This is a genomic window from Streptomyces sp. NPDC093544, from assembly GCF_040683495.1.
In the GTDB taxonomy this organism is placed as follows: domain Bacteria; phylum Actinomycetota; class Actinomycetes; order Streptomycetales; family Streptomycetaceae; genus Streptomyces.
In genome coordinates, this window is the sequence record NZ_JBFBEA010000022.1 from 135,185 (window position 1) to 158,282 (window position 23,098).

The window sequence follows — 23,098 nt, forward strand, 5'->3', positions numbered from 1 at the left end:
ACAACCTCAGGCCGTGTCGCCTTCCTCTTCCAGGGCTTTCGTGATTTTCGCGTTGGCGGCTTCCTCATGGCCGTCGATGCAGCCGTGATACCGGCGGTGGATCACCTCCGGGGAGTTGCCGACGCGCCGGGCCACTTCAGCGATCGGGACCCCCGCGTTGAGCCACCGCGTGATGCACGCGTGCCTCAGGTCGTACGGGCGCCCGGCCAACGGCGAATCGACGCGCTCCGGCGGGAGAGCGAACACCCGCGCTTCCTCCCACACGCGCCAGTACGTTGACGAACCGACGACTCCCCCGCGCTCGTTGCCGAACACCCGCCCTTCCTTGGCGGTCCCGAACTCCTTCAGGTGGGCCCGCAGGATGGCGACCAGAACCGGCGGGATGGGGACCGGGCGGTCCGTGTCCGCCTCACGCGCCTTCAGCCCCCGGCGGTCGTGCCGCTCCCCGGAGTCTGTCCACTGCTTGCCAGAGACAGGACGCGTCTCCCGCAGCGTCAGCGTGCCCCAACCCGCGTCCGGCAGGTGGCAGTCGGAGAGCCTCAGGCCGACCGCCTCAGCGGGCCTGAGCCCCGCGTAGTACAGGACCGCGTAGAAGGCCGCCAGGCGCCGCCCCCGGTTGCGGTCCCACGAACCGACGTAGGAGACCGCAGTGAGCAACTGGCGCCCCTGCACGGCGTTCACGAGGACACGTCGGTCCACCACCGCTCCGGAACCCACACGCTTCTTGTGGGCCCCCTGGAGAGGGTTCTCCGGGAGTTCCTTCGCGGCCACCGCGTGTTCGAGAGCCGTGTTCAGGACGCGGCGCCGCCGCTTGTGCGTCTCCCCCGCCGCCGGCGTGCCGTCCAGTCGATAGCTGAGGCGGTACAGCACGTCCTCGAACACCTCAAGGTCGACCAGGTCGACAACCGGCCGATCCTCCTTTGTGAGCCACTCGTAGGCGGCTTTCAGTTCGGCCGGCGGGTCCTGTCCCACGTTCGCGGGAACGATCGCCCATCGGAACGCCAGGCGCAGGTACTTGTCCTCAGGGGTGTTCTCGCCTCGCTTCACCATGGCGAGCGCCACGGCGGCAAGCCCATCCGCCATGCCCTCACGGGTCTTGGCAGCGCTCATGCGCCACCGCCCGGCGACGTACTTCCGGCAGAACTCGAACCACCGCAACGACGGCTTGGCCTCAGCCGCCGTTGCCGCCGCTTCAGCCGTCGCACGGACTTCGGACTCAGGCTGTCCGCTTGCGATCTCGAACGCTTCACCCCGGCGCATGGCCTGCCGCAACTCCGAGCGTCGGCTTTCGGCGAGTGCCGACGTGGCGAACGTCGCGCTGCTCACCTTCCCGCCTACAACCCAACGGAGTTGATACGGACGCGCCTTGCGGTCGACCTTCGTGACCTTCCACAGCCGGACATCAAGGGAGTACCCCGACCGGGCCTCCCCGTGGGGGCGGAGAGCCGGGGTGTCTTCGGTCGCGCTCACGCGGCGTCCTCCCGCTCCGCAAGCCACCGCTCGTATTCCGACCTGCGGATGCGCACGTCGCCGTTCGGCAGCTTGATCGAGCGCGGGCCCTTGCCGAGTTGACGCCATCGGTAGAACGTCGACGGAGCCACCTTCAGATCAGTAATGACCTCCGCGACGGTCAACTTCTCGTCCAGCGCGCGGGCGCTCATACCGCCGTCCCTTCGGCTTCGGTCGACCCGGACAGCCCGGACAGCTCCAATTCCGGCTGTCCGGGTCGTTCGTGCTGGTCAGGTGGGGTAACCGGACAGTCGGACAGCTCGGACACCTCCGGTACGCCCTGTGTCCGGGTCTCGGTGTCCGGGTAGTACCGGCCGATTCCGTCCCTGGTGAGCTGTCCGGCCTCGGCCATGCGGGCGCACGTCCGACGGATCGTGTCGATGTCGATGTGGGACAGCTCGCCCGCCACGTCCTTGGGCTTCGCGCCGGGGTTGGCGCGGACGTGCCGCAGGATCGCGGCTCGGGTGTCGCCCACGGTGTGGTCGGACGCCGGGCCGTCCAGCAAGTGCCAGGCTCCGGAGGCGGATTGGAACTGAAGGGCGTACTCGGCTTCGTCCACGTCGCGTCCGGTGACGTGCAGGATGCCGTCTGCCTGCCCGCGGGCCCGCTTCAGTACCAGCGTGGCGTCCGCGGCGCCCGCGATGCCGTTGGTCCCGGAGACCTCCGTCAGGAAGTCGTCCGAGCCCGCCTTACGGACATGGTGGACCAGCACGACGGCCACGCCGTAGTAGTCCGCGAGCCGCTTCGCGTAGCTGACAGAGACGTAATCCGCGTCGTACGCCGACACCCCTTGCGGGGCTTGGCCGCGCATTTTGGCGAACACGTCGATGACGACCATGCGGGCGTCCGGGTTGCGGTCCAGCCACTGGGCGATGGCCTCGGTGCCGCCCTGGGGGAAGGGCGGGCACTCGGTCACGAGGGTGAGCCCGGCGGGCGCCCGCTGTCCGCCCAGGAGCTTGCCCATGCGCGTCTGGAGACGGCGCGGGGTGTCCTCCAGCGCAAGGTAAAGGACCGGACCGCCCTCGACGGGCACGGAGTCGAAGGCCTGCCCGCCGGCCGCGACCGCGAGTCCGAGCCCCAGGGAGAGCCAGGACTTGCCGACCTTGGGCGGTCCGGCGAGCAGGCTGACGCCTTCGGCGAGCAGGCCGGGCACGGCCCATTTCGGCTCGGGGAAGTCCGCGGCCATGAGTTGATCGGCCGTCCATGCGGTGCGTGGGCGCTCTCGCTTCGGCGGCGCCGCTGCCGGGGGTTGCGGGTCGCTGGGCACGGAGTACAGGTGCAGGGGCGGAATCGGGTTGGCGCTCACGCGGCGACCGTCCGAGGGCGCCGCGCTCCGGTCCTGAGCCCGGAGGCGATGGTGCGCCGTGCCTCGCGCTCGCCCTGCCCGACTTGGAGCGCCCCGGTCAGGAGCCAGCCGGTCACGTCAGCCTCGCTCAGCTCGCCCCCGGCAACAAGCTGCCCCAGGGCGACCGAGGCGATGTAGAGCGCGTTGTTGTGCTGGTCCTGGCCGGAGGTGGCGACCCGCTCCACTTCCCCGTCGACCGCGGCCCGTAGGAAGGCCGTACGTCGTCCCCGTCCCGCGAGCGCAACCTGGATCGGCTTTTGCGGGGGCAGCGGGACGGGGCGCAGCAGTTCCGCGAGCCAGCCCGGCAAGGGCGCCGCGGGGCCGTTGTGAGTGACCTCGTAGGGGCGTCCGTTGAATGTGCTGCCCGCACCGACAACAAGTCCGCCAGCGGCGCGGGTGTCTACCTTCCAGCCGAGCCCGCGGGCGCTGTCCCCGGCGGTGTTGCGCAGCGGCTCGCCCTCGGGGGCAGTGAAGTAGAGGTGCGTTCCGCCGCTCCAGGTACGGACCGTGTACGTGTCGGCGGGGAAGGGCTGGCCGTGGCGTTCGCAGAGCAGGGCGAGGACGTCGGCGCCGTCGGTGACGCCGTGTTCGGCCCAGTGCGCCGGCGGGGTGTCGTCGGACTGCTTGGGCCTGTCCAGGTCGATGACGACAAGGTTGGAAGGTCCGGTGGCAATGCCGAGGTTGAAGGCGCCGACGCACCACGCGACGGTGATGCGGTCCCGGTCGGTGGTGGCGCGAGGCTCCCAGTCGGAGAGGGCAGGGCGCTTGTCACCAGGGATCAGGGGGAAGACGTGCCAGCCTCGTGACGCTGCGTCGAGCGCTGAGGTGAGCTGGGCAGAGCCGTCCGTGTGCGGCATGCTGGGGGTGCTCCTGTTCTGTCTACGGATGGGCAGGGAGAACCGCGGCGGCGGGCGACCTTGCTGGGGAGTCCCGCCGCCGCGGCGTTGCTACTGGCTCTTGATCCAGTGGGCGTACTGCTGTCGGACGTAGTGGCGCGGGTCGCAGATGACGGCCGCGTCGTCCATGTCCATCAGGCGTGCAGCCGCCTCGGTCGCGACCTCGCTCGCGTCGCCGTTGGCCTTGCCCTGGAGTGCGATGCGGTCCAGGACGGCCGCTTTGCGGAGCCAGAAGTCACGCGGCAGCCGAGTGCCGAACGGCTTGTCGGCGGCCGTTTGGGCGGTCCATCCGATCTCGCGGACGATGCTCGGGGCGAGCGTGTACGCCTCTTCCGGCGTCGCCCATGGGCCGGTGTTGCTGCGGTGATCGGCCGTGACGTACAGCCGCACCTGCTTGCCGTCGCGGGTGGGGAGGCGTCGTACCGGGCCGGTGGTGAAGGCCTCGGACAGGGCTTGGCTGACGCGGTCGCTGTCGTCCGGCTCGCAGATGATGCGGATCTCGAACATGGGCTCAGTGCTCCTTGCTGGTCTCGGTGGAAGGCAGTGCGGGCAGGCCTGCGGTTTCCAGGACCCTGGGGTCGAAGCCGGGCAGCGCGGCGCGGGTGACGAGTGCCTGCGCGAGCTGTTCGGCGTAGGCGGCGCCGGTGCGGGCCACTTCGATCTGGGTGGTGCCGCGGATGGTTTCGACGCGCTCGATGTGGGCGCGTTCCTCGCGCCGGTCGCTCACGTGCCGCTCGTACGTCACGCGGTCGCGGCGGTCGGTACGCCAGTACCGCGCGGCGAGCCCGTACGCGATGGCGGTCGTCAGCACCCACAGCAGCAGCGGCAGCGAGAGGCCGTCGGCGTATCCGGCCACGCCCGCGAGGGCGAGTCCTCCGGAGGCGGCGAACGCGGTGCCCGCGATCACGGGGTCCCCGGCGCGGCCGACGCTCGCGCACACGCCGGCCGCTGCCGCGGCGAGCGAGAGGGCGGTCATCAACACGGCGTTGCCGAGGCTGTGTTCGGCGCCGTTGGCGTTCCAGATCCGGGCCAGGATGAGCACGGTGGAGGTGGCGATGGCGGGTGCGGCCTTGGGCGCGATGAGGGTGAGCCAGTGCCGGGCGATGATCTGTTCGTTCACGGCCGGTCTCCTGTCAGAGGTCGGGGATGGCGTCGATGACGGCGCGGGCGAGTTCGTTGATGGGTCCGGCGGCGCCGGTGGAGGCGAGGAAGAAGCCGAACCCGGCGGCGATGAACGCGGCGCCGTAGCCGAGGGACTTGGAGCGCAGGAGGAAGAACAGGACGAGTCCGAACAGGGCCACGAGCGAGACGGTGATGGCCATGGGCGGTACCTCCCTTCGAAAGTTGGGGTGTGGGTCAGTGGGTGCCTTCGCGGTAGATCCGTTGGGCGCGGTTGAAGAGCCAGCGGCCGACGCGGACGCGCTTGCCGCGGCCCTTGCAGCGGCGGCACGTCTTGCCGCGCTTGGGGCGTCCCTTGCGGTCGGTGGTGGTGGCGAAGCCGAAGCCGTTGCACTTGCGGCAGGTGCCGAACGGGCTCCCCGCACACACGCCCGCGTAACACAGCGTGACGGCGAGTAGGCAGGCGATAGCAAGGGCTATGGGGGTCATCAAGGCCCCTTCCAGGGGGTTTTGAGGGTTTCCGCAGGTGGGGCGCTATCCGCTAGATCCCTGATGGAGTGTGGTTTGGGGTGCTAGCGGGGGTGCTACCGGTAGCAGGTGAGCCCGCTACCGGTAGCGACCCTCCAGGGCTAGGCGGCGCCCCGGTTTCCGTCACGCTCCGCAATCGCTGCGGTGAGGTCGTCGCGGGCGATGCCGCGGCGGGTGGTGCGCTCGCCGTCGTCGGTGGTCCCGGCCACGCCGGTGGTCTTGATGCCGTGCGGCTTGAGCGCGGAGGTGACGTTCTCGCCCTTCCAGCCGCCGTAGACCTCCGGTCGCAGCTCCGCGAGGCGGGCGGCGATCCGCTCGTTCCACACTCGGTTCTCGGAGACGGGCACGACCGCGGCGACGTCGGCGAGCAGGTCGTACGACGGCCCCGAGACGGCTTCGGCGTCCTCCCCGAGCGCGTGCCCGGACAGCATTCCTTCGGCCTTGCGCAGCGCGAGTGCACGCTGCGCGATGGCGTCGGTGGCGTTGTCGTCCAGGTAGGCGGTGCGCACCACGACCGGCAGCGCGGTCGCGCCGGCGAGGTAGCCGTTACCGGCATCGATCTCCGGGCGGAACGAGGTGGCCCGCACGCCGTTCTTGTACGCGGAGGTGCCCAGGATCATGTCGTTCTCGACCTGGCCCGCGACGCGCAGCGCGAAGCGGATGGAGACGTTGCCGCTGATCCCGGTCGGCAGCGAGTCCTTGTCGGGACGCTGCGTGGCCAGGACCAGGATCACGCCCAAGGCGCGACCGAGCTTGATGACGAACTCCGCGTCGTCACCTGCCTGTTTGCCGTACTTGGAGTGGGCGAACAGGTTCTGGCACTCATCGAAGACAGCGAGCAGCGGCCACAGTTTCAGCGAGCGCTTGTCGGCGATGGAGCGGGTGATGCGCTTGTCCGGGCACAGGTCCCGCGGCAGCTTCTTCATCGCCGCCGCACGCCGCATGACCTCCTCGCGGAGCAGTTTGAGGGAGTCGGCCGCGTACTTGATGGAGTCGTCGTCGATGCCGGACACGAACCGGTGGGAGACGCATTCGAGGGAGTCCAGGTCGCCGGTGCCCTTGTTCTCGTGCAGCCACAGTTCCACCGACGGATCCAGCGCCGCACCGCAGGCCAGCACCCGCACCGAGGCGGTCTTGCCCTGCCCGGGCAGCGAACCGACCAGCACGTTGTGCTGGATCATCGGTACCGACTGGGCACGGCCGCGCGGGTCGATGCCGAACGGCACCCGCTTGAACACGTCGTGACGGCGGGCGTTCGCGAGCGACCACTTGACGATGCCGGTCTTGGACAGGTCCCGGTCACCCACCCACAGGATCAGGCGCCCCTCGTGCTCGTTGGGGTCGGCGTCCGGCCACACACACCCGAGCGGGCGCCGCAGACCGGAAGCGAGCCGGGCGCGCCGGTCGGCCACATCGGCGACCGTGACCCCGAGCGGCAGGTCGATGTCCGCGCGCCAGCCCGGCCCCTCGCGGGTGATCGGCGAGACGAACCTGATGCCGTCCTGCCCCTTGGCGACCGCGGAAGCGATCTGGCCGATGCCGATGGACGCCATCGCCTTGACCACGATGTCGCTGGTCAGCTTCTGCACCTCGGTCTTGATGACCGCCCGCGTGGCGAGCGGCGCATCAGCCGGCGCACCCTTCCAGCCGAGGAAGAGCACAGCCACCGCGGCGGCGATGAACTGCGTCCGCAGCTCCGCGCCGAAGACCAGGAACAGCCCAACACCCAGGGCGAACATGCCGCCAAGGACGGTGAGGATCATCCGCAGCCGCACGCGCCGGTCCCGCTGCCGCGAGAGCTTCAGGTACACCTCGGAGTTCTCGCGGCGGGCTTCGGCCTGCCGTAGCGGCTCGCCCTCCGCGTCCACCGACCAACGGCCCACCCTGGACAGGGTGTTGGCCAGTCCGCGCGGGGAGCGCCAGATGAGCTTGGGCACGTACAGCAACGGCACCCGCACCGCATGGAAAGCGATGGTGTGCCAGGCGTGCCCGGCAAGCCAGCCGAGCGCTTCCTTGAACTCCGCGCGCGACTTCATCCATGCCGGGATGACGTCCAGTCGCTTGGAGTCGCGGATGCGGTCGATGAGTCCGGGGCCCGACACAGTCGGCGCCGGGCGGTCGACCAGAGGCGGGGTGGAGTCGTCCGACTCTGCCGGATCCGAGTCGGGCGACTCGGTCGGCTTCGAGTCGGCCGACGGGTCGGGCGACTCGGCACGGGCGGTCCGTGCCTTGCCCAGGTCGACCACGTCGCCCTGGGAGTCGGTCATCTCGGCTTCGAGCCGGTTGAAGAGTTCGTTGTCGTCGTCGGGGTGTTTCACTGACAGTTCCTTCTTTCAGGAGGAGTGGCGGGGGTCCGGCCGCTGTCTTGGTCGGCCGTTGGCCGGGCCCCTGCCGGTAGGTCACGCGGCGCGCTGTTCCTCGGGATAGGCGCAGAGGATGCACACCCCGAGCGAGGTCGGGATGCAGTAGCTGTAGATCAGGTGGCACTGCGGGCAGGTGCGGCGGGCGAGCATCGCCAGCGCGAGCGCACCCCACTTGCGCGAGGTCATCGGCCGGACCGGCAGGGCCAGGTCGATGCGGTAGAGGTAGGCGACCTGCACACCGGCCTTGCGGCCCCGGTGGCGGCGCATCACCTGTGCGGCGACGGGCTGTCCGCCGGGTCGTAGCCCGCGGTCCCGCAGTTGGCGGCGGGTGGCGTAGCCGTCCGGTGCGAAGCGCCACGGGAAGGTGGGGATCCCGAACTGAGTGCCGTTCGGGTCGAAGCACTTGGTGAAGGCCGTGGACATCAGGCCGCCACCCCCACAACCGGAGCGTCCGCGCGGGCGCCGGTCCGGCCCGAACGCCGTCCGGCAACGGTGGCGAACAACCGTCCCAGGCCCGCCCGGCGCATCCCGGCACGGCCCTGCTTCGCCGCGTACATCGCCTCATCCGCGCGCCGCAACAGACCGGACAGGTCATCGCCGGGGAAGTCCGCGGCGCGCACCCAGCCCAGCGAGACCGAGGTGCATACAGCCGGGTCCTGCCCGTCGACCGGCCGGGCGAGCACCCCATGCAGCACGGCGAGCAGGTCGCCCACGGTGCCGTGGTCGTCGATGACGACGGCGGCGAACTCATCACCCCCGAGCCGCCCGGCCACCCCCGACGGTCCGACGTGGCGGGCGAGGCGGTCCGCGGTCGCCTTCAACAGCGCGTCCCCGGCCGCATGCCCGTGGGTGTCGTTGATGTGCTTGAAGCGGTCCACGTCGGCGAGCAGCACAACCGCTCGCGGGTCTTTGAGCAGGGCGGTGGCGCGGCGGGTGAACCCGTCACGGGTCACCAGACCAGTCAGCGGGTCACGCCGTGCCGTGTCCAGGCGGGCACCCAACCACCTCACGTGGACCGCCCAACCAGCCATCGGGGGCAGTGCGGACAGCAGGATCGTGGCCAGGAAACTCATGCCGCAGACCCCTCGCCTTCGACGGGGTGCAGACGCCGGCCGTCCGCGCGCTCGCTCAACAACAGGTCCCGCAACACACGGGAGTTCGCTGCCGAGCAATGCAGCGTGGTGCGGATCGCTTCCGCGTTGACCGCGTCATCCGCCCACTCCGCCGTGGCCTTACGCGCCTCAGCGAGCAGCTCAGCGGGAGTCCGCGGCGCCTTAGACGCCTTGGCCTTGACCGGGCGCTTGCGCGGCGGCTTGGGCGCCTCCTGCTTCGTCGGCTCGGGTTCCTGCGGCGGCACGGGCCGCACATCGTCGCCGGTCGGGGCCAGCTCACCCAGCTTCAACAGCACCCGCTCGGTCCGCGGCGTCTTGGAACGCCACCGCCGGCCGTGCCGCTGTCGCAGCTGCGCACGGGCCAACTGCCGCTCGCGCTCCCTGCCGAGCGCCTCCGAGTAGGAGGTGACCTCCCACAGCGTCATCCGGCGCCACAGGGCGAACGTCGACAGCGGGGCGAGCAGCCAGCGGGAGCGCCGGATCTTCTCCATCCGACGGCCGGTCACGGCGCCGATCCGGGAGGCGTAGACGTGCGCGGCCACCTCGGACAGCACCACCCACAGCAGCGGCATCGTGCCGTGCGCGAGCTTCGCGGACAGCGACTGCCCGGCCGCGACGTTGAGCCAGCACGTGACACCGGTGAGAACCCAGGGCACGAACCGCACCCAGCTCAGCGGCATGTCCATCCGGATCAACAGCAGGTTCACCAGGGTGAAAGCCGGAATGGCAGCGTCAATGCCGATCGGCAGCATCTCCGGAGTGGCGAAGCCCCAACGGGCCCCCGCTGCCGAGACCGTGTCGAACGACGCGACCAGACCCATCCCGCCGACCCCGACCCCCAGGACCACGGCAAGACCCAGGAGAAGCTTCTCCTTGACGGCGAGCGGCGGTGCCGCCGGACGCTCGACGCTCTGCACGGCGCTCATGCGGCACCCCCTGCAAACGGCGGGTTGACCAGACCGGTCAGGGCGGCGATCTCGTCACCGGTGAGGCGGTCGCGCTCGTTCATGGCGTAGGCGACGGAGCGGATCTCGCGCCACAGGTGGGTCATCTTGCGGCGGGCCATCCCGCGCACCATCCCCCAGGACTTGCCGCCCTCGGGAACGGTGCAGCGTCCGAGCCGGTATCCGGCCTGCGTGAGCAGGTCGACGGCCAACTCGCGGTCATGCTCTGCCTCGCACGCGGCGGCCCGCTCAGGCGTCCACAAGCCGTGGACCATCAGGTACTGCACCTGGGCGAGCGTTCCGGCCGCGCACTGCGCGGCGAATTGCCACGGGTCGGTGTTCTGTGCCTGGAAGGTGGTGTTGCCGGTCACGGCCCACTTGCCGGGTGTCGGCTGCCAGGCGATGACCTCACTGGTCACGACGTGCATGCCGTAAGCCATGGAGAGCACCGCGTGACCGGCCTCGTGGAAGGCCATGCCCAGACGCGCCGCCTCGTAGTTCAGCGGCATGTCGACGGCGCGGCGCGGCGTGCCCTTATGGTCCGAGAGCTGTTCGGGGGTGGGAGTCATGGTCGTCACGCCGCCGCCCCCTTCCGCGCCGGACGGCGACCGCCGGCGGAACGCGCCAGCGGGACGACGTTGAACAGCTCCGGGTGCGCCTCGACGACCCCGGCCGCAATGCGAATCAGGTCGTCGGGCATCTCGGGGTTGTCGGCGAGGATGTCGCGCGCCGCGTCCTCGCGGGCCGCGCGCTCTTCGTCACTCTCGCCCTCAACCCCGAGCCACAGTTCAACCGGGGTACCTAGAGCCAGCTCCGCGAAGTCCTCGGGGGAAATGGCCTGTTGGCGGCCGATGTACGTGCGCAAGTTGCTCTCCTGAGTCGAAGGAACAGGGAGAGCCGCGGCGGCGGGCGACCTTGCTGGGGAGTCCCGACGCCGTGGCATCACCACACCTCAATGCATGGTGTGTATTACCTACCACTCAAGTTGGCAGATCGATTCCGCGTCGTCAAGTGCTCTGGCTTTGAACTCGGAACCGCTGACCTGTCCTGCGGTGGTGACTCAACTATTGCCAAGGGGAAGGGACTTCAGGAGCGTGCACTTGGGGGTGTGCTCGTGCACTTCGACGTGTGAACCCACTGCACACCAGGCCTGACCTGCGTAGAGTGACGGTGAGTCAAGCTGAGACTTCGGCCGCTCCTGGGGGATCGATGGCAGACGCGAACGCCAGATTGGCCGCGCTCATGGATGAGGGCGGCTTCTCTCACAAGTCGCTTGCCCGCGCGGTGATCGTCGCTGCCGCACGCTCAGGTGAGGACATCACCTGCGATCACACCTACGTGAGTCGTTGGCTCAAGGGCTCCATCCCGCGCGGCGACATGCCGCGGTTCATCGCCGATGCGATTGGGCGCAAGCTGGGACGCCGACTCACGATCGACGACATCGGGATGGGCGACGCGGCAGTGTCCGCCGTACAGCCCGACTTGGGCCTGGACTTCGCGGACAAGCCTGAAGCCACGGCCAAGATCGTGGCCGACCTCTGGCGGGCCGACCTTGCCGAGGCTGAGATTCTGGTCCGAGCGCAGCCGGACTCTGCCGCGTGGAACACGGCGTCCCTCCGCTGGATCGTCGCCCCGCCGGACGGAGACCTAGCGCGGTCGGGTAACCGGGCGATCGGCGCGGTCGACATCGAGATGGTGCGCTCAACCGCGGATGCGTTCAGCATGCTTGACGGAAAATTCGGCGGCGGCCACGCGCGGCGGGCGCTGGTTCAGTACCTTCACACGGACGTCCGTCCGATGCTGGATGGGAAATACTCCGACACCGTGGGCAAGCAACTCCAATCGGCCGTAGCTGAAGCTCTCTTGCTCGCCGGATTCATGTCGTACGACAGCGGCCTACACGGCATCGCGCAGCGGTACTTCATTCAAGGTCTCCGTATGGCTCATGCGGCCGGTGACCGCCTACTCGGCGGAAGCATCCTGTCCGCGATGAGCCATCAGGCGACCTTCCTCGGCCGGTACCGGGATGCCGCGACCCTGGCGCGTGCGGCGTACACAGGACCGGCAGGCAGGGGGCCAAGGTTGGCCGCACATCACATCGCAATGGAGGCCCGAGCCCTTGCCCGGCTTGGCGATGATCGGGGCTGCGACCTTGCCCTAGTGGAGGCGGAACGCAAGCTCAGTCAGGGGACAGCCGACAGCGATCCTGCGTACATCGCCTACTTCGACGAAGTGGAGCTTGCAGCCGAGATCGGCCACTGTTTCCGCGACTTGGGACGCTCCGCGCAGGCGACGGAGCGGGGCGCGGGCTCCATCGTCGGGGACGGCCTGAATACCCGAAGCGATTTCTTCGCGACCATGGTGCAGGCAGATGCTCATCTCGGGCAGGGTGAGATCAGCCGCGGCTTCGAAATTGCGCTCAATGCACTGCAGCTCGGCGAGGGGCTGAAGTCCGCGCGTTGCATCCAGTACGTACAGGAGTTTCAAGGTCGCATCACGGACGGGGTGAAGCGGGCCGCGGAGTTCCGGGATTTCGCGGAACAGGCCCGCGGTTTCCGCCTCTGGCAACAGGTCAACGGGCAGTCCTAGAACGGCGCCCAATCGCGGCGCGAGCCTCCTGAGCGCAGGCTCTCTACGCGCTTCTCGACTTCCTCGGCCGCTCGCGGATTCGTGCCGGCATTCTGCGAGAGCCACGTGACCATGAGCAGTTCGCGGACACTGCGGAGTACGGCGTACCCCGACCACTGCCGAACGTCGAAGCCGTAACCCTCGGCAAAGTCGGCGTACTCGGCCTCTGTGTGCCAGCCGAAGCTGTCGTAGTACATCGCCGTCTGCATAAGGTCCCACTCGCGCGGGCCAGTAACGAAGCCGTCCAGGTCGATGACCTTTGGGCGCCCGGCATCGTCACGCAGGACGTTGCCGATGTTGAAGTCTCCGTGCAGGGGTCCGGCCGGAAGAGCGAACCTCAGACGGTCGTACTCGGCTGCCAACTCGTGTGCCAGAGAGCCGAGATAGGCGCGTGTCCGGTCCGGGATCGCGGCGCGCTCCAAGCGTCGGGCGACCTTGTCGAAGGGCCGAAGCGTAGGCAGAGAGAAGGACGGCGGCTCCAGTCCGTGGAGCCGCTGTAGGAGTTCGCCCATCTCGCGCGTGCTGGCGTATTTCTCGCCGTCGGCGAGTCCCTCCCAGAAGGTCACAGGGTGGCCCTCGACTACGACGGGCTGTTCCGCCTCTGTGACGAGTCGCGCCGCGGGGTACTCCTCGGCCGCGAGCCACGCCGCGACGGCTACCTCCCTGCGTACGGAAGGCAGCCGATCGGGGCTACGGCCCACGCGTGAGACGATCCGGCCTCCGTCGATACGGAACACCGCGTGGTCCCCGAACCTCAACATCTCAATGCCGTCCGGGTCCACATCGGCGAGGGCGCATGCCCTCCGCAAGATGCCCTCCGCCGCATCCGCATCGAACACCGTGCGCTCGCTCGTCGTCATGCTGTCTGGTCCCCCTCGCCGATAGGCAGAGCACGCACTTCCCGCCCCCGCGTCGCCCCCTTGCCGATGAGCCCCTGCCCTTCCATTTGCGCGATGGCGGAACGGACTGCGGTCCGCGATGCGCCGAACAGTTCACACAGCTTCTTCTCGGTGGGGAAGGGGTCTCCAACCTTCACCCCGTCGGCCCGCAACAGGTCGGTCACCCTCTCGACCAGCGGACGACGGTCGCCGGTCCCCGTCACGAACCAACCGGCCCCTTGTACGGATTCGATCAGACCCTCACTCTTGAGCACGCCAAGAGCCCGCTCGATGGTGCTACGGCTCACGTGATGGGTGCTCATGAGCTCCGTCTGAGATGGCAGATCCTCGGCAATCTTGCCTTCCTTGATCTTCTGGCGCAGAAAATCAGAGACCTCCAAGTACCTACCTCGCGGACTGGCCTGCGGCACGTGACCTTCCTTTCCAGTTACTTGGCGACTTCCTACCAGCGTCCCACTCCCCAGCAGGTGGACACATAGTGTCCCACCTGTCCGACTGTCCGGTTGAGGCTCTCATCTGCACAAACAGCCCGGACAGCTCGAAGTCCCGGTGTCCGGGCTGTCCGGGTGCAGACGGCTGTACCGCTCGTGTGGCACAGCCCTCGGCGAAGCCGACCTCTCACTGGGGGCGTAGGAGCCGAAGGCGACTTCCGAACAAGGAGTCAGGCCAGCTCAGGTCACAAGTCAGTGCCGTCCAGTTAGAGACGGGGAGTACTGGCCCGGGGGCCGCGTAGCATTTCCACATGGGATCTGAGACTGCGCATGACGCTGCGTCCGCCAACGGTGCCGTTGCCCCTGAGGCCAGCGAATCCGCGCTCTCAAACGAAACCGAGAATTTCGACTTTAAGGCGCACGCCTCCCGAGCTAAAGATGAGTATGAGCAGGTCTTTCCTACGTACGAGGAATTTGCAACTGTCGTCCAATCGATTGTGAGCACTTGCCTCAAGAATTCAAGGATCCTAACTCATTCGATCGAAGGTCGAGCGAAAACGATCGAGGGATTCTATCGAAAAGCGGAAAAAGAGTCCCCCGATAACCCTAATATGCCGCGATATTCTAGCCCATTCGTCCAGATCACCGACCTCGCCGGCGTGCGAGTGATCACGTACTTCCTTAATACCATTGATGACGTAGATGCCGTGATTCACCGAGAATTCGACGTAATCGAGAGGATAGATAAATCCGAAGCATTCGAGAAGGATCAGCGCCTCGGGTATCAGAGTCTCCATCTATTGGTTCGACTCAGGCAGAACAGGTGCGACCTTCCTGAGTATGCAAAGTTTTCGGGGCTAACAGCTGAAATTCAAGTCAGGACAATCCTCCAGCACGCCTGGGCGGAGATTGAGCATGATATCCAGTACAAGGCGGTATATACTCTCCCGTCGGAAACCAAGCGCCGCTTCATGGCGCTGGCAGGTGCCTTGGAAATCGCCGATAGGGAGTTTCAGGCAATTGCTAAAACTGACAAGAAACTGCGCGCGGCAGCTCTTCAGTCAGTAGCCGAAGACCGATTGTCCGGCGTAGAGATTACCCCAGAAGCCTTGAAAGCCTATCTCGACAAAGAGTACGGTGTGGACGGTCGAATGTCTGACTGGTCGTACGCATATGCTGTCAGGCTGCTCAAAAGCTTCGGATTTATAGATCTTAATGAGCTGAGTGAATTCCTCGCCGGGTTTAACGATGACCAGATCAGTCGCACTTTGCATGGATCACGTCAAGGGCAATTGACCCGTTTCGAAGATGTGCTCATGGTCGGATCCGGCAGGGAATTTCTGCGTCGCCACCCGTGGGCAAATAATCCAGGGAATGAATGGTATGTTAAGTCCATTGAGGACCGTCTAGAAAGGGCGGAACTTAGAGGAATCTCGGTCGGGGGGAAGAAGTTTCCGACGCGGGGAGCTGAACCGGCGGCTACCTAGATCCCCGTCCGCTTGTCTGGGCTGCACCAGCGGGGGCGGTCCCTCGGCGAAACCGACCTCTCATTGAGCGCAGGAGTCGGGGCAGGGCGACCCGTCTGGTGCTCTGCCGGAGTTGGGGTCCCTGTCGAATACGTGTCGAAGTCCGAGCTTGAGGCACCAAGGTGGACACATTCGTGCAGGTCAGGACAGAAGTGATCGCGAACCGTGCGAGCCTCTTCTAAGCGCCTTAGCTGTCAGCCAGAGCGCCGCCCGGAGCCATCGCGCCGGCAGCGACGATACGTCGGGGGCCAACGTGACGGTTTAGTGGGAGGCGTCCGGGCTGTCCGGCTGTCCGGTTGAGTCCTTCACCTGCACAAACGGCCCGGACAGCTCAAAGTGCCGGTGTCCGGGCTGTCCGGTTGCCGACGGGCTGCAACACCCGGGGTGTTGCAGCCCGTCGGCAAAGCCGACCGCTCAATGGGCGCAGGAGCCGGAGGCGACTTCCCGCTTCGCACTATCTGCGATACATGAGGGCACCACCCGCTTCCGATGATCAAGGAACCTGCTGGTCAGGGCCAATTCGCAAGCCGAACTCTGATTGTGCTCCGGAGCCGTGTGCGCAGGTTCGAATCCTGCCGGGGGCACCCTGTATGAGGTGCCCAAAGACCCCGCCATCAGCGCTTTAGCTGAGGACGGGGTCTTGGCGTTTGTGCAGTCGGATGCCGCCGAAAGCAGCCGTTTGCCAGTGATCACGTAATGGTGACGTAATGATCTTCGGACGTTCCGGTGCAGGCCCGGAGGCCTTTCAGACAGCGAGAGCAGCAACCGATGAGGGAGAGCCCTCACTGAAAAGTTCGCCCGGATATCACACACTCCTCGCACATGACCGCATTGTCCTGGGCCAGCTCTCCGCGCAGAGCGACTCGCCATCGAGCCTCTTCCAAGAGCCAGTCGTACGAGCGGATTAGGACACGTTCACGGACGATCAGCGATTTCAATCGCTCTTGATCAGTCGGCGATCGATGCTGACGACGGCCAATGATCACAATCCCGCTGGCCAGGTGATCCATACCGATGAGCCCCAACCCGTGATCAGATCGCGCCCGCCGAGCAAGGTCGCGGTTCGCCGTCAGCCAGTTCCGCCAGTCTTGGATCTGGCTCAACCCTTTGCGTAGTTCCTTCCTCGGCAGACCGTCTCGCGTGAAGAGCTGAGCAGTCGGGCTCTCCAGTTCAACCAGCGTCCACTGCATTCCCCCGCTGTCGAGGCGAGCAGTCAGGAAATCCGGCACGTAGCGTCCGCCAAGGTCCGCTTGGGGCAGCACCCATCGACAATTCGCTCTTAGTTCCCCTGCGAGGACACTGGGGTGATCTTCAAAGAAGCGCTGAAGCGGTCGCTCGTCCGTTGCAGTCTCCAACGCCGACTCAAAGGCAGCGATGGTCGCCTCGTCCACATCTCCACGTGCCACGCACAGCTTTGGGTATCCGTTGCGCGTCATTTCGGTGGTGACGTATCTGGCGTACTCCACATAGTCGTTCACGTCAGCGAGTCTGACCGAGCGAAGGCAGAGAGGCAGGCAGAAGCCCCAGATCGCTCCAGGCGTTCCGGGGCTTCCTGCGTCGGCCACGTGGGCCGGTTCACTCGTCGGCGTCGTCCTCCCCCAGGCCCTTCAGGATCCGGTCGTTCATCTCCTGCTCTTGGCCGTCGATGCACTTCGCGTAGATCTTCAGAAGGACATCGACGGAGTGGCCGGCACGAGCAGCCACCTCCGGCGCGGGTACACCAGAGTTCAGCCGCTGTGAGACGCCCGCGTGCCGAAGGTCGTACGGCCGGAAGGCCAGGACCGACGAGACCTGTTCCGGCAGGAGAGCCAGTGCCCGCGTCTGCTTCCACACGCGCGAGTACGACGAAGCCGCCACGACGTTGCCCCGCTCGCTCGCAAACAGCCGACCGTCCTTCGCCGTGCCGAACTCCCGAAGGTGTTCGCGGAGGAGCTGCACCAACGGCGGCGGGATGGGCACGATGCGCACCTCGCCCGCAGCCCGCTGCTTCAAGCCCCGCCTGTCGTGCGCCTCACCGGAATCGGTCCACGCCTTGCCCGCCGTCGGCCGGGTCTCCGCCAGTTCGATACGGCCCCAGCCGTTCGCAGGGAGCGTGCAGTCCGAGCGTCGCAGACCCAGCGCCTCACCGGGTCGCATGGCCGCGTAGTACAGGCACCCGAAAAACGCCCGCAGTCGTCGGCCAGTGGCCCTCTCATAGCCGCCCACGTACGTCACCGCCGCCAGCAGCTCCCGCGCCTGCCGAGGGTTGACCGCGACCCGCCGGTCGACCTCCTGGACGGCCCGCTTCCCCCGCTTGCGCCGCACCCGGCCGAGCGGATTGGAAGAAAGTAGCTCCAACTCCACAGCAAACTCAAGGGAGTTGAAGACGACTGCACGCCTCCGTCGATAGGTCTGCGTCGCCGCAGGCTTGCCGTCCAGCTTCCGACTGAGTGCGTCGATCAGCTCATGAACCCGAGCGATCTCCTGCAACTCCGCCACCGGCAGTGACGCCTTCTCAATCCAGCGCACCGCCGACGCGATCTCCTCGGGTCGCTCGCGTTCCCTCCGAGGTGGAGACAACACGTACGAGCGCAACGCCCGCCGCAGCACCGCGACGGTGGGTCGCCCGCGTCCCGGCTTGACCAGCGCCGGCAGAACCGTCGCCAACGAGTCGGTCATGCTGTCGCGCTGCTTCGCCGACGCCTCAGCCCAACGGGCATCGATGTACTTGAGCGCCAGCTCCAGGAACGACAGAGCCGCCTTGCCGCCTCGCAGCGAGTCCGGCAGACCGGTAACAGTGTCGAACGGCTCACCCTTGTCCGCTGCCCGCAGCAGTTTCGCGCGGAAGCGGTCGGCCAACGCCTTCGTCTTGTGCGACTCGTGGAAGGGTTGGCCGTCCACCGACCAGCGGACGAGATACGTCGGTTTCTTCGCGGAGCGGTTGATACTGAGCTTCCAGATGACGACCTTGTAGGACTTCACGACGCGGTCCCCTCCGCCCGCTCCGACAACCAATCGTTGAGCACGTCACGCCGGACTCGTAACTCCCCGTTGGGCAAGCGGATGCAGGCAGGGGCGATACGCAGTTCCCGCCAGCGGTAGAAGGTGCGTCGCGAGATCCCGCCCAGTTCTTCGAGCACCTGCCGCACGGTGAGCAGTTCGGCCGCCTTCTCACGTGCCATGACGACCACCGCCCTCCCGCACGGAGGCAGCCAGGAGCGCCGCCTCCGGCGAGTAGCCGCGCCCGGCGTAGCGCCACTGGCCGACAGCGACAGTTGACCGCGCGCCGATGCCAAGAGCCGACCGCTGCTCCTCCGCGCGGTGTTCCGCACGGGCCTGCCGAAGTGCGGTCAGGGTGGTGGAGTAGCGGCGTGACTTGGTGGAGAAGTGGCCGCCGTAGCCGAGCATGTGCGCCCAACGCCGCAGGCCGAGCGGTTCGAAGTCGGGCAAGCCGCCCAGCCACCAGCACGTACCGATCATGCGGAGCACGTGGGCACGCACGGGCAACATGACCAGGTCCCGCGCGCCGTGAATCCGGCCGTCCACCGCGCCGGCGGACTCGGCTCCCTTCGTCGCGTACTTAGCGATGTAACCGGCCACGGCCGCCGAGGTCAGCCGTTCCCCAGCTCCGAAGGCGGAGATTGGACGTACGTCGACCTGCTCGCCGAACCGCAGGGCACGCGCCCCGATGACCTCCCGGCCGGGAGCGGAGAGCCGAACCCTCTCGACTACACGGAGTACAGCATCCGAGAGCAGGGCAGTCGTCGCCCAACCCGGCGGAGTCGAGTGCGGCCCTTCCGGTCCGTCGAGGCGGATGACGGCGTGGAAGTGGACCAGCCCGCGCCGCTGATACTCAGCGACTTTGGCGTACGACAGCCGAACGGTCTCGGTGAACTCGCTTCGCGAGAGCCCGACTCTGCGGCCGATCTCGCGGCGCAACTCCAGAGCGAAGCGGTGCCAGAGTCGGCCTGAGTGTGCTTGCCAGAGCACGGCGCCGGCGTAGTCGTAGCAGCGAGGGCAGAGCGGTTCACCGAGCCGCAGGTCGTCGTCCAAGTGCCGTGCGTGGCACCCGACCGACGAGCCGTGCGGGCAGACGTTCCCCGACTTACGGGGTCGGCAGGCACGTACGCGACCGTCGCGCTCGCGGCGCGTGTGAACAGGCCCGAAACCGGGAGCAGTGAGGGTGGCGAACACCCGCGGGTGCTCGCCGACCTCCTCCCCCACGTTCTTGCCCCCGATGAGTCCGGCACGGATCAGTTGGTACGTGTCCGCCTGGTACACGCGGGCACAGGTCGGGCAGACCGTTGCCCTGCGGTTGCCGCATGCGGTGAGCAGGCGACCGCCGTAGACGTCCGAGCCGTACGAGAACAGGGCCTCCCCGGTCGACGAGTCGACGACCGTCGCGGTGCCGACGAGGTGAATCGGGTTCGTGCAGCCGCCGAGGCGGACGATCTGGCGCCGCCAGGCCGCGAACTCCGGCTCTGTGGCCCGGTCGATCAGCGCAGAGACGGCCTTCGGCAGAGTGGCAAGAGGCGAGGTCATTGACGACCACCGCCGCCGAACGCCTGCGACATGACCGCGGAGATTCCTTGCGGCCGAGTCTTCGCGCTGAAGCGAAGTGTCGGATCGGTGAGCCAGAGGGCGGCGGCGTGCGCCGGGCAGAGCCAGCGTTCGAAGCCGTCGAGTCCGACGAGAACGACTTGTTCCCGCCCGACGCAGGTCGGCTCTTCGCTGGTCCTCAACTCACATTCGGGCGGAGGGGATTTGCGCGAATGATGCGCGGTGGACAAAGTGAGGGTGCTCCTTTCACTGCTCACGTGGCGGATGGAGTGGGTTCCTGACGGGGTCGGGTTTGGCGACTTCGCGCCCCGTCGGGAGCCCGTCGTAATGGCCTTGTCGAGCGCAGGCCGTACGGGATGGGTCAGAAGCTGAGTTGTCCGAGGAAGGCGCCCACCCCTTCGAGGACCGTCGCCACGACGGGCGCGGCAGTCGTCCGGGCGAGCAGGAAGCCGAAGGCTCCGCAGAGCAGCAGGTCGGCCAGGCGCAGGTAGCGGATGCGCAGCAAGAACCAGATCAGCAGGCCGAGCAGCAGTACCGCCGACATGGACACAAGCACGGCAGTCCCCTTTCACTTCGCGTCCAGGAGTTCGGGAAGGTGCGGGGTCAGGTGCGCGAACTCGGCCGCGATGGCTTCCGCCTCCGCTTCGGTGACCAGGTGGGAGCGCGCCCGTTCCCAGCCGTCACCGGAGGCCAGCACCGCGGTACCGGCCTGTTCCGGTGTGATGGCTTGCGCTGCCTTGAGCGCGTCCGGGTTGAGGTCGCCGAGAGCCATCTCTGCCGTGCCGGGATCGGCGACGCGGTGGCAGACCCGGCCGCCGAGTTGGGCACGTAGCGCCGTGACGCCCGGCCCCAGGTCGGAGCCGACGCGTTGGCCGGCGACGACGAGGAACACACCGAGTGCCGCGCCGAGTTGGGCCAGCCGGATCAGTGCCGTACCGGCCGCGTGCGCTTCGTCCTTCTCGTTCCGACTCGCGACGAGGAACAACTCAGCGATCTCGTCGACGATGACGACCACCGGGACCGGCCGAGCCTGCTCCGGCAGACCCCAGATGTTCCGTACGCGCGCCGCCCGGCAGACGGTCATGCGGTCGAGGGTGAGATCAACCAGCGCGGCCAGGAGTCTGACCGCCTGCTCACGGTTGGTCGCGAGCGCCGACAACCTCGGCTCGTAGAGCGACAGTTCCATGCCGCCTTTGCAGTCGACGCCGACCAGCGCGACGCGCTGCGGGGCCAGGCCTGCCACGAGCGCATTGATCAGCGTGGACTTACCGGACCGGGTGGCGCCGACGATCAGCCAGTGCGGTACACGCCGCAGGTCGATCACCCACGCGGCACCTGTCTCCAACGCACCGACAGCAACGCGGAGAAGGCGACCAGGCCCAAGCTGCTTCGGTACGCGGGGGAAGGCCAGTGGGTCAGTGACCGAGGCCGTGATGCGGACGGTTCCCGGCTTTAGGGAGGCGACCCGGACCGCGTGCACTTCCCAGGCTTCCGCCATGCCAGGCGCCGCCTTGACGAAGTCCTCCGGCACCTGGCCCGGAAGAAGACGCACCAGCAGCCAGAAGCCGCCGGCAGTCGGCCGTATGAGCCCGAACCGGGGCACCCGCGGCTCAGGGGGTGGAGCGCCCTTGCCAACGAGCCCGGACACCACCGTCAGGGCCGGACGACGGCTCACGGCCAGGCCGCACCCTGCCATCAACGGCCGCCACGTGCGTATGACGCGGCAGCATGCGACCGGGAACCCGAGTAAGAGCCACCAGGCGACGGGGTAGCGGCGGCGCAGCGCCGGGCCTGCGAGAAGCAGGCCCGACACCAGCACTGCGGCCACCACCAGGAACCAGCTCGGCCAAGTCGTCCCGGTCGAGGTGGCGGAGGCCAGGATCATCACTGCGTGGCCCCCTTCCCGGCCGAAGCCGGAGCGTTCAGGGGCCGAATCTCCGTCGCACGGAAGGCGATTCCATGCCGCCCCTCGTTCTCCCACGGGGTGGCGATCAAGTCCCTTACGGCCACCGGCATGCCGAGCAGCACGCCGCTCGGCTCGCCGGGCACGTTCACGGTCACGACGTCGGCCGATGTGCCCGCCATCAGGCACAGGCCGACCTGGTACACGGTCTTGCCCGTGTCACGGTCCACGCGGAGCTGACCGGTCTCACGGTTGGCGACCCGCGGAGCAGGAGGAACGGCACAGATGATCCCCGTGTACTTCGCGGTGTCGATCGGAAGGCTTGCCACTTGGTTGGACTCCTCATCCATTGCGTCCGAAGGCCGATCCCCCGAACTGCTTTACCACCCGTAGTACGGGTGATTGGGTCCAGAGTGCGACCCGTAGTACGGGTTGTCAACCGCCTTGCGATGGGGGACGCTGTCCAAGAAGTTGGGCAAGCTGCCCAGAACCACGGCCACGGAGGGCCTGCATGCCGCCACAGAACACGCAGCCGAAGTATCGGCAGATTGCCGACTACCTGCGGCAAGGCATCCTGGATGGCACCTATCCGGCCGGCCAGCCACTCCCCTCCGAGGAGTCGTTGGCCAAACAGTTCGGTGTGACGCGCCCCACGGTCCGTCAGGGCCTCACGGAGCTACGGGCATCCGGCCTCGTCGAGGTCATCATGGGCCGAGGCACCTTCGCCCGCTCACCCCACAGTCGCCCCAGCCTCACGCGCCCACGCGGCGTCCGCCGCACTCCGGACGGTGGCTACGCCGACGCCGACGCCATCCGATGGGCCAACGCGGAACCCCCTGTAGCCACGCGCACGGACGCCCCGCTCGCGCTCGCCGACCTGTTGCGCATCCCGCCGGGCGAGCCGATGTTCACCTACGACGCGTTGCAGACCGCCGACAACGGCCGCCTCCGCCAACTCCACCGCACCTACGTGCCGTTCTCCGTACTGGTCGACACGAAGTACGAAGAGGAAGCGCCCCCGCCGGCCCCGGAGCTCTACACGGCACTAGCCGACCTGGGCCACGAACTCCACTTCACGGAGTACATCCGCACGCGCATGCCGCTCCCGGATCAAGCCCAGGCTCTCCGACTCCCCGAAGGCGTCCCGCTGCTCCACATCATCCGCGTGACGTTGACTACGCAAGAGAAGCCGCTCGCTCTGGAGGAGTTCCACCTCCCCGGCGACGACCTGGAACTGTCCTTCAGGTTGTAACAGAGAGCCCTGTCTAGTCCCAGGTGATGGCTGACGTTCTGGTCCCAGGTGATGCTTGACGGTGGGCCTAGACAACATCGGACACTTCGTAGGGTTTGTTCGCC

27 protein-coding genes are annotated in these 23,098 nt (G+C 67.5%); 3 read left to right on the forward strand and 24 right to left on the reverse strand.

The window, feature by feature from the left end; all coding sequences use genetic code 11:
- Nucleotides 1-6: 6 nt before the first annotated feature.
- The 14 genes from AB0N66_RS30700 to AB0N66_RS30765 form a co-directional block, all read right to left on the reverse strand.
- On the reverse strand, nucleotides 7-1,470 hold the full coding sequence (locus AB0N66_RS30700; protein ID WP_365441087.1) for a tyrosine-type recombinase/integrase: 1,464 nt from the start codon (nucleotides 1,468-1,470) through the stop codon (nucleotides 7-9).
- Complete coding sequence (locus AB0N66_RS30705) at nucleotides 1,467-1,661, reverse strand: helix-turn-helix domain-containing protein (RefSeq protein ID WP_067029612.1); 195 nt, start codon at nucleotides 1,659-1,661, stop codon at nucleotides 1,467-1,469. The genes AB0N66_RS30700 and AB0N66_RS30705 overlap by 4 nt, the downstream gene beginning before the upstream one ends.
- Nucleotides 1,658-2,815, reverse strand: a complete 1,158-nt coding sequence (locus tag AB0N66_RS30710) for an AAA family ATPase (RefSeq protein WP_365441089.1) — start codon at nucleotides 2,813-2,815, stop codon at nucleotides 1,658-1,660. The genes AB0N66_RS30705 and AB0N66_RS30710 overlap by 4 nt, the downstream gene beginning before the upstream one ends.
- Nucleotides 2,812-3,711 (reverse strand): bifunctional DNA primase/polymerase, encoded by a 900-nt coding sequence (locus tag AB0N66_RS30715; RefSeq protein ID WP_365441091.1) that lies wholly within the window; start codon nucleotides 3,709-3,711, stop codon nucleotides 2,812-2,814. The genes AB0N66_RS30710 and AB0N66_RS30715 overlap by 4 nt, the downstream gene beginning before the upstream one ends.
- A gap of 90 nt (nucleotides 3,712-3,801) precedes the next feature.
- The gene (locus tag AB0N66_RS30720; protein ID WP_365441093.1) at nucleotides 3,802-4,257 is read right to left on the reverse strand and encodes a hypothetical protein; all 456 of its coding nucleotides are present in this window, start codon (nucleotides 4,255-4,257) and stop codon (nucleotides 3,802-3,804) included.
- Nucleotides 4,258-4,261: 4 nt separating this feature from the next.
- Nucleotides 4,262-4,870, reverse strand: a complete 609-nt coding sequence (locus AB0N66_RS30725; protein WP_365441095.1) for a hypothetical protein — start codon at nucleotides 4,868-4,870, stop codon at nucleotides 4,262-4,264.
- 13 nt (nucleotides 4,871-4,883) lie between these two features.
- Entirely contained in the window at nucleotides 4,884-5,072 is a 189-nt protein-coding gene (locus tag AB0N66_RS30730) for a hypothetical protein (RefSeq protein WP_365441097.1), read from the reverse strand.
- A 34-nt stretch (nucleotides 5,073-5,106) separates the two neighbouring features.
- Entirely contained in the window at nucleotides 5,107-5,358 is a 252-nt protein-coding gene (locus AB0N66_RS30735; RefSeq protein ID WP_365441098.1) for a hypothetical protein, read from the reverse strand.
- A gap of 140 nt (nucleotides 5,359-5,498) precedes the next feature.
- A complete protein-coding gene (locus tag AB0N66_RS30740) occupies nucleotides 5,499-7,715 on the reverse strand; it encodes a cell division protein FtsK (RefSeq protein ID WP_365441100.1) in 2,217 nt (738 codons plus the stop codon).
- Nucleotides 7,716-7,796: 81 nt separating this feature from the next.
- A complete protein-coding gene (locus tag AB0N66_RS30745) occupies nucleotides 7,797-8,183 on the reverse strand; it encodes an RRQRL motif-containing zinc-binding protein (protein ID WP_365441102.1) in 387 nt (128 codons plus the stop codon).
- Complete coding sequence (locus AB0N66_RS30750; RefSeq protein ID WP_365441104.1) at nucleotides 8,183-8,833, reverse strand: GGDEF domain-containing protein; 651 nt, start codon at nucleotides 8,831-8,833, stop codon at nucleotides 8,183-8,185. The genes AB0N66_RS30745 and AB0N66_RS30750 overlap by 1 nt, the downstream gene beginning before the upstream one ends.
- Nucleotides 8,830-9,798, reverse strand: coding sequence for a DUF2637 domain-containing protein (locus AB0N66_RS30755; RefSeq protein ID WP_365441106.1), 969 nt, complete (start codon nucleotides 9,796-9,798; stop codon nucleotides 8,830-8,832). The genes AB0N66_RS30750 and AB0N66_RS30755 overlap by 4 nt, the downstream gene beginning before the upstream one ends.
- Nucleotides 9,795-10,385 carry a hypothetical protein gene (locus AB0N66_RS30760; RefSeq protein ID WP_365441162.1) on the reverse strand — a complete coding sequence of 197 codons (591 nt, stop codon included), beginning with the start codon at nucleotides 10,383-10,385 and terminating at the stop codon, nucleotides 9,795-9,797. Before AB0N66_RS30760 ends, AB0N66_RS30755 begins: the two co-directional genes overlap by 4 nt.
- Before the next feature lie 5 nt (nucleotides 10,386-10,390).
- Entirely contained in the window at nucleotides 10,391-10,681 is a 291-nt protein-coding gene (locus tag AB0N66_RS30765; protein WP_365441108.1) for a hypothetical protein, read from the reverse strand.
- 344 nt (nucleotides 10,682-11,025) lie between these two features.
- Between AB0N66_RS30765 and AB0N66_RS30770 the strand changes: the two genes are divergently transcribed.
- Nucleotides 11,026-12,405 (forward strand): hypothetical protein, encoded by a 1,380-nt coding sequence (locus AB0N66_RS30770; protein ID WP_365441110.1) that lies wholly within the window; start codon nucleotides 11,026-11,028, stop codon nucleotides 12,403-12,405.
- On the opposite strand, the gene AB0N66_RS30775 is transcribed toward AB0N66_RS30770, so the two are convergent.
- On the reverse strand, nucleotides 12,402-13,304 hold the full coding sequence (locus tag AB0N66_RS30775) for an aminoglycoside phosphotransferase family protein (protein WP_365441112.1): 903 nt from the start codon (nucleotides 13,302-13,304) through the stop codon (nucleotides 12,402-12,404). The two genes, AB0N66_RS30770 and AB0N66_RS30775, sit on opposite strands and share 4 nt — an antisense overlap.
- Entirely contained in the window at nucleotides 13,301-13,753 is a 453-nt protein-coding gene (locus AB0N66_RS30780) for a GntR family transcriptional regulator (protein ID WP_365441114.1), read from the reverse strand. Before AB0N66_RS30780 ends, AB0N66_RS30775 begins: the two co-directional genes overlap by 4 nt.
- Before the next feature lie 332 nt (nucleotides 13,754-14,085).
- Between AB0N66_RS30780 and AB0N66_RS30785 the strand changes: the two genes are divergently transcribed.
- A complete protein-coding gene (locus AB0N66_RS30785; protein WP_365441116.1) occupies nucleotides 14,086-15,261 on the forward strand; it encodes a hypothetical protein in 1,176 nt (391 codons plus the stop codon).
- Nucleotides 15,262-16,082: 821 nt separating this feature from the next.
- Here AB0N66_RS30785 and AB0N66_RS30790 read toward each other — a convergent pair.
- The 8 genes from AB0N66_RS30790 to AB0N66_RS30825 all read right to left on the reverse strand — a co-directional run bounded on the left by AB0N66_RS30790 (nucleotide 16,083) and on the right by AB0N66_RS30825 (nucleotide 22,071).
- Complete coding sequence (locus AB0N66_RS30790) at nucleotides 16,083-16,778, reverse strand: Shedu anti-phage system protein SduA domain-containing protein (protein ID WP_365441118.1); 696 nt, start codon at nucleotides 16,776-16,778, stop codon at nucleotides 16,083-16,085.
- A 97-nt stretch (nucleotides 16,779-16,875) separates the two neighbouring features.
- The gene (locus AB0N66_RS30795) at nucleotides 16,876-18,261 is read right to left on the reverse strand and encodes a site-specific integrase (RefSeq protein WP_365441120.1); all 1,386 of its coding nucleotides are present in this window, start codon (nucleotides 18,259-18,261) and stop codon (nucleotides 16,876-16,878) included.
- Nucleotides 18,258-18,461 carry a helix-turn-helix domain-containing protein gene (locus AB0N66_RS30800; RefSeq protein ID WP_365441122.1) on the reverse strand — a complete coding sequence of 68 codons (204 nt, stop codon included), beginning with the start codon at nucleotides 18,459-18,461 and terminating at the stop codon, nucleotides 18,258-18,260. The genes AB0N66_RS30795 and AB0N66_RS30800 overlap by 4 nt, the downstream gene beginning before the upstream one ends.
- Nucleotides 18,451-19,821: a replication initiator gene (locus AB0N66_RS30805; RefSeq protein WP_365441124.1), complete on the reverse strand. Its 1,371-nt coding sequence runs from the start codon at nucleotides 19,819-19,821 to the stop codon at nucleotides 18,451-18,453. The genes AB0N66_RS30800 and AB0N66_RS30805 overlap by 11 nt, the downstream gene beginning before the upstream one ends.
- A complete protein-coding gene (locus AB0N66_RS30810; protein WP_365441126.1) occupies nucleotides 19,818-20,069 on the reverse strand; it encodes a hypothetical protein in 252 nt (83 codons plus the stop codon). Before AB0N66_RS30810 ends, AB0N66_RS30805 begins: the two co-directional genes overlap by 4 nt.
- 131 nt (nucleotides 20,070-20,200) lie before the next feature.
- Nucleotides 20,201-20,395 (reverse strand): hypothetical protein, encoded by a 195-nt coding sequence (locus AB0N66_RS30815; RefSeq protein WP_365441128.1) that lies wholly within the window; start codon nucleotides 20,393-20,395, stop codon nucleotides 20,201-20,203.
- A gap of 12 nt (nucleotides 20,396-20,407) precedes the next feature.
- Nucleotides 20,408-21,724 (reverse strand): FtsK/SpoIIIE domain-containing protein, encoded by a 1,317-nt coding sequence (locus AB0N66_RS30820; RefSeq protein ID WP_365441130.1) that lies wholly within the window; start codon nucleotides 21,722-21,724, stop codon nucleotides 20,408-20,410.
- On the reverse strand, nucleotides 21,724-22,071 hold the full coding sequence (locus AB0N66_RS30825; RefSeq protein ID WP_365441132.1) for a hypothetical protein: 348 nt from the start codon (nucleotides 22,069-22,071) through the stop codon (nucleotides 21,724-21,726). Before AB0N66_RS30825 ends, AB0N66_RS30820 begins: the two co-directional genes overlap by 1 nt.
- Before the next feature lie 182 nt (nucleotides 22,072-22,253).
- On the opposite strand from AB0N66_RS30825, the gene AB0N66_RS30830 reads away from it, so the two are divergent.
- Nucleotides 22,254-22,994, forward strand: coding sequence for a GntR family transcriptional regulator (locus AB0N66_RS30830; RefSeq protein ID WP_365441134.1), 741 nt, complete (start codon nucleotides 22,254-22,256; stop codon nucleotides 22,992-22,994).
- The last annotated feature ends 104 nt before the right edge of the window (nucleotides 22,995-23,098 follow it).

Bases quoted from the DNA above. Each gene is read 5' to 3' on its own strand.
- AB0N66_RS30755 (WP_365441106.1), bottom strand. From the start codon at position 9,798: ATGAGCGCCGTGCAGAGCGTCGAGCGTCCGGCGGCACCGCCGCTCGCC.
- AB0N66_RS30820 (WP_365441130.1), bottom strand. From the start codon at position 21,724: ATGATCCTGGCCTCCGCCACCTCGACCGGGACGACTTGGCCGAGCTGG.
- AB0N66_RS30745 (WP_365441102.1), bottom strand. From the start codon at position 8,183: ATGTCCACGGCCTTCACCAAGTGCTTCGACCCGAACGGCACTCAGTTC.
- AB0N66_RS30730 (WP_365441097.1), bottom strand. From the start codon at position 5,072: ATGGCCATCACCGTCTCGCTCGTGGCCCTGTTCGGACTCGTCCTGTTC.
- AB0N66_RS30775 (WP_365441112.1), bottom strand. From the start codon at position 13,304: ATGACGACGAGCGAGCGCACGGTGTTCGATGCGGATGCGGCGGAGGGC.
- AB0N66_RS30770 (WP_365441110.1), top strand. From the start codon at position 11,026: ATGGCAGACGCGAACGCCAGATTGGCCGCGCTCATGGATGAGGGCGGC.
- AB0N66_RS30705 (WP_067029612.1), bottom strand. From the start codon at position 1,661: ATGAGCGCCCGCGCGCTGGACGAGAAGTTGACCGTCGCGGAGGTCATT.
- AB0N66_RS30785 (WP_365441116.1), top strand. From the start codon at position 14,086: ATGGGATCTGAGACTGCGCATGACGCTGCGTCCGCCAACGGTGCCGTT.
- AB0N66_RS30720 (WP_365441093.1), bottom strand. From the start codon at position 4,257: ATGTTCGAGATCCGCATCATCTGCGAGCCGGACGACAGCGACCGCGTC.
- AB0N66_RS30830 (WP_365441134.1), top strand. From the start codon at position 22,254: ATGCCGCCACAGAACACGCAGCCGAAGTATCGGCAGATTGCCGACTAC.
- AB0N66_RS30750 (WP_365441104.1), bottom strand. From the start codon at position 8,833: ATGAGTTTCCTGGCCACGATCCTGCTGTCCGCACTGCCCCCGATGGCT.
- AB0N66_RS30800 (WP_365441122.1), bottom strand. From the start codon at position 18,461: ATGGCACGTGAGAAGGCGGCCGAACTGCTCACCGTGCGGCAGGTGCTC.
- AB0N66_RS30715 (WP_365441091.1), bottom strand. From the start codon at position 3,711: ATGCCGCACACGGACGGCTCTGCCCAGCTCACCTCAGCGCTCGACGCA.
- AB0N66_RS30735 (WP_365441098.1), bottom strand. From the start codon at position 5,358: ATGACCCCCATAGCCCTTGCTATCGCCTGCCTACTCGCCGTCACGCTG.
- AB0N66_RS30760 (WP_365441162.1), bottom strand. From the start codon at position 10,385: ATGACTCCCACCCCCGAACAGCTCTCGGACCATAAGGGCACGCCGCGC.
- AB0N66_RS30805 (WP_365441124.1), bottom strand. From the start codon at position 19,821: ATGACCTCGCCTCTTGCCACTCTGCCGAAGGCCGTCTCTGCGCTGATC.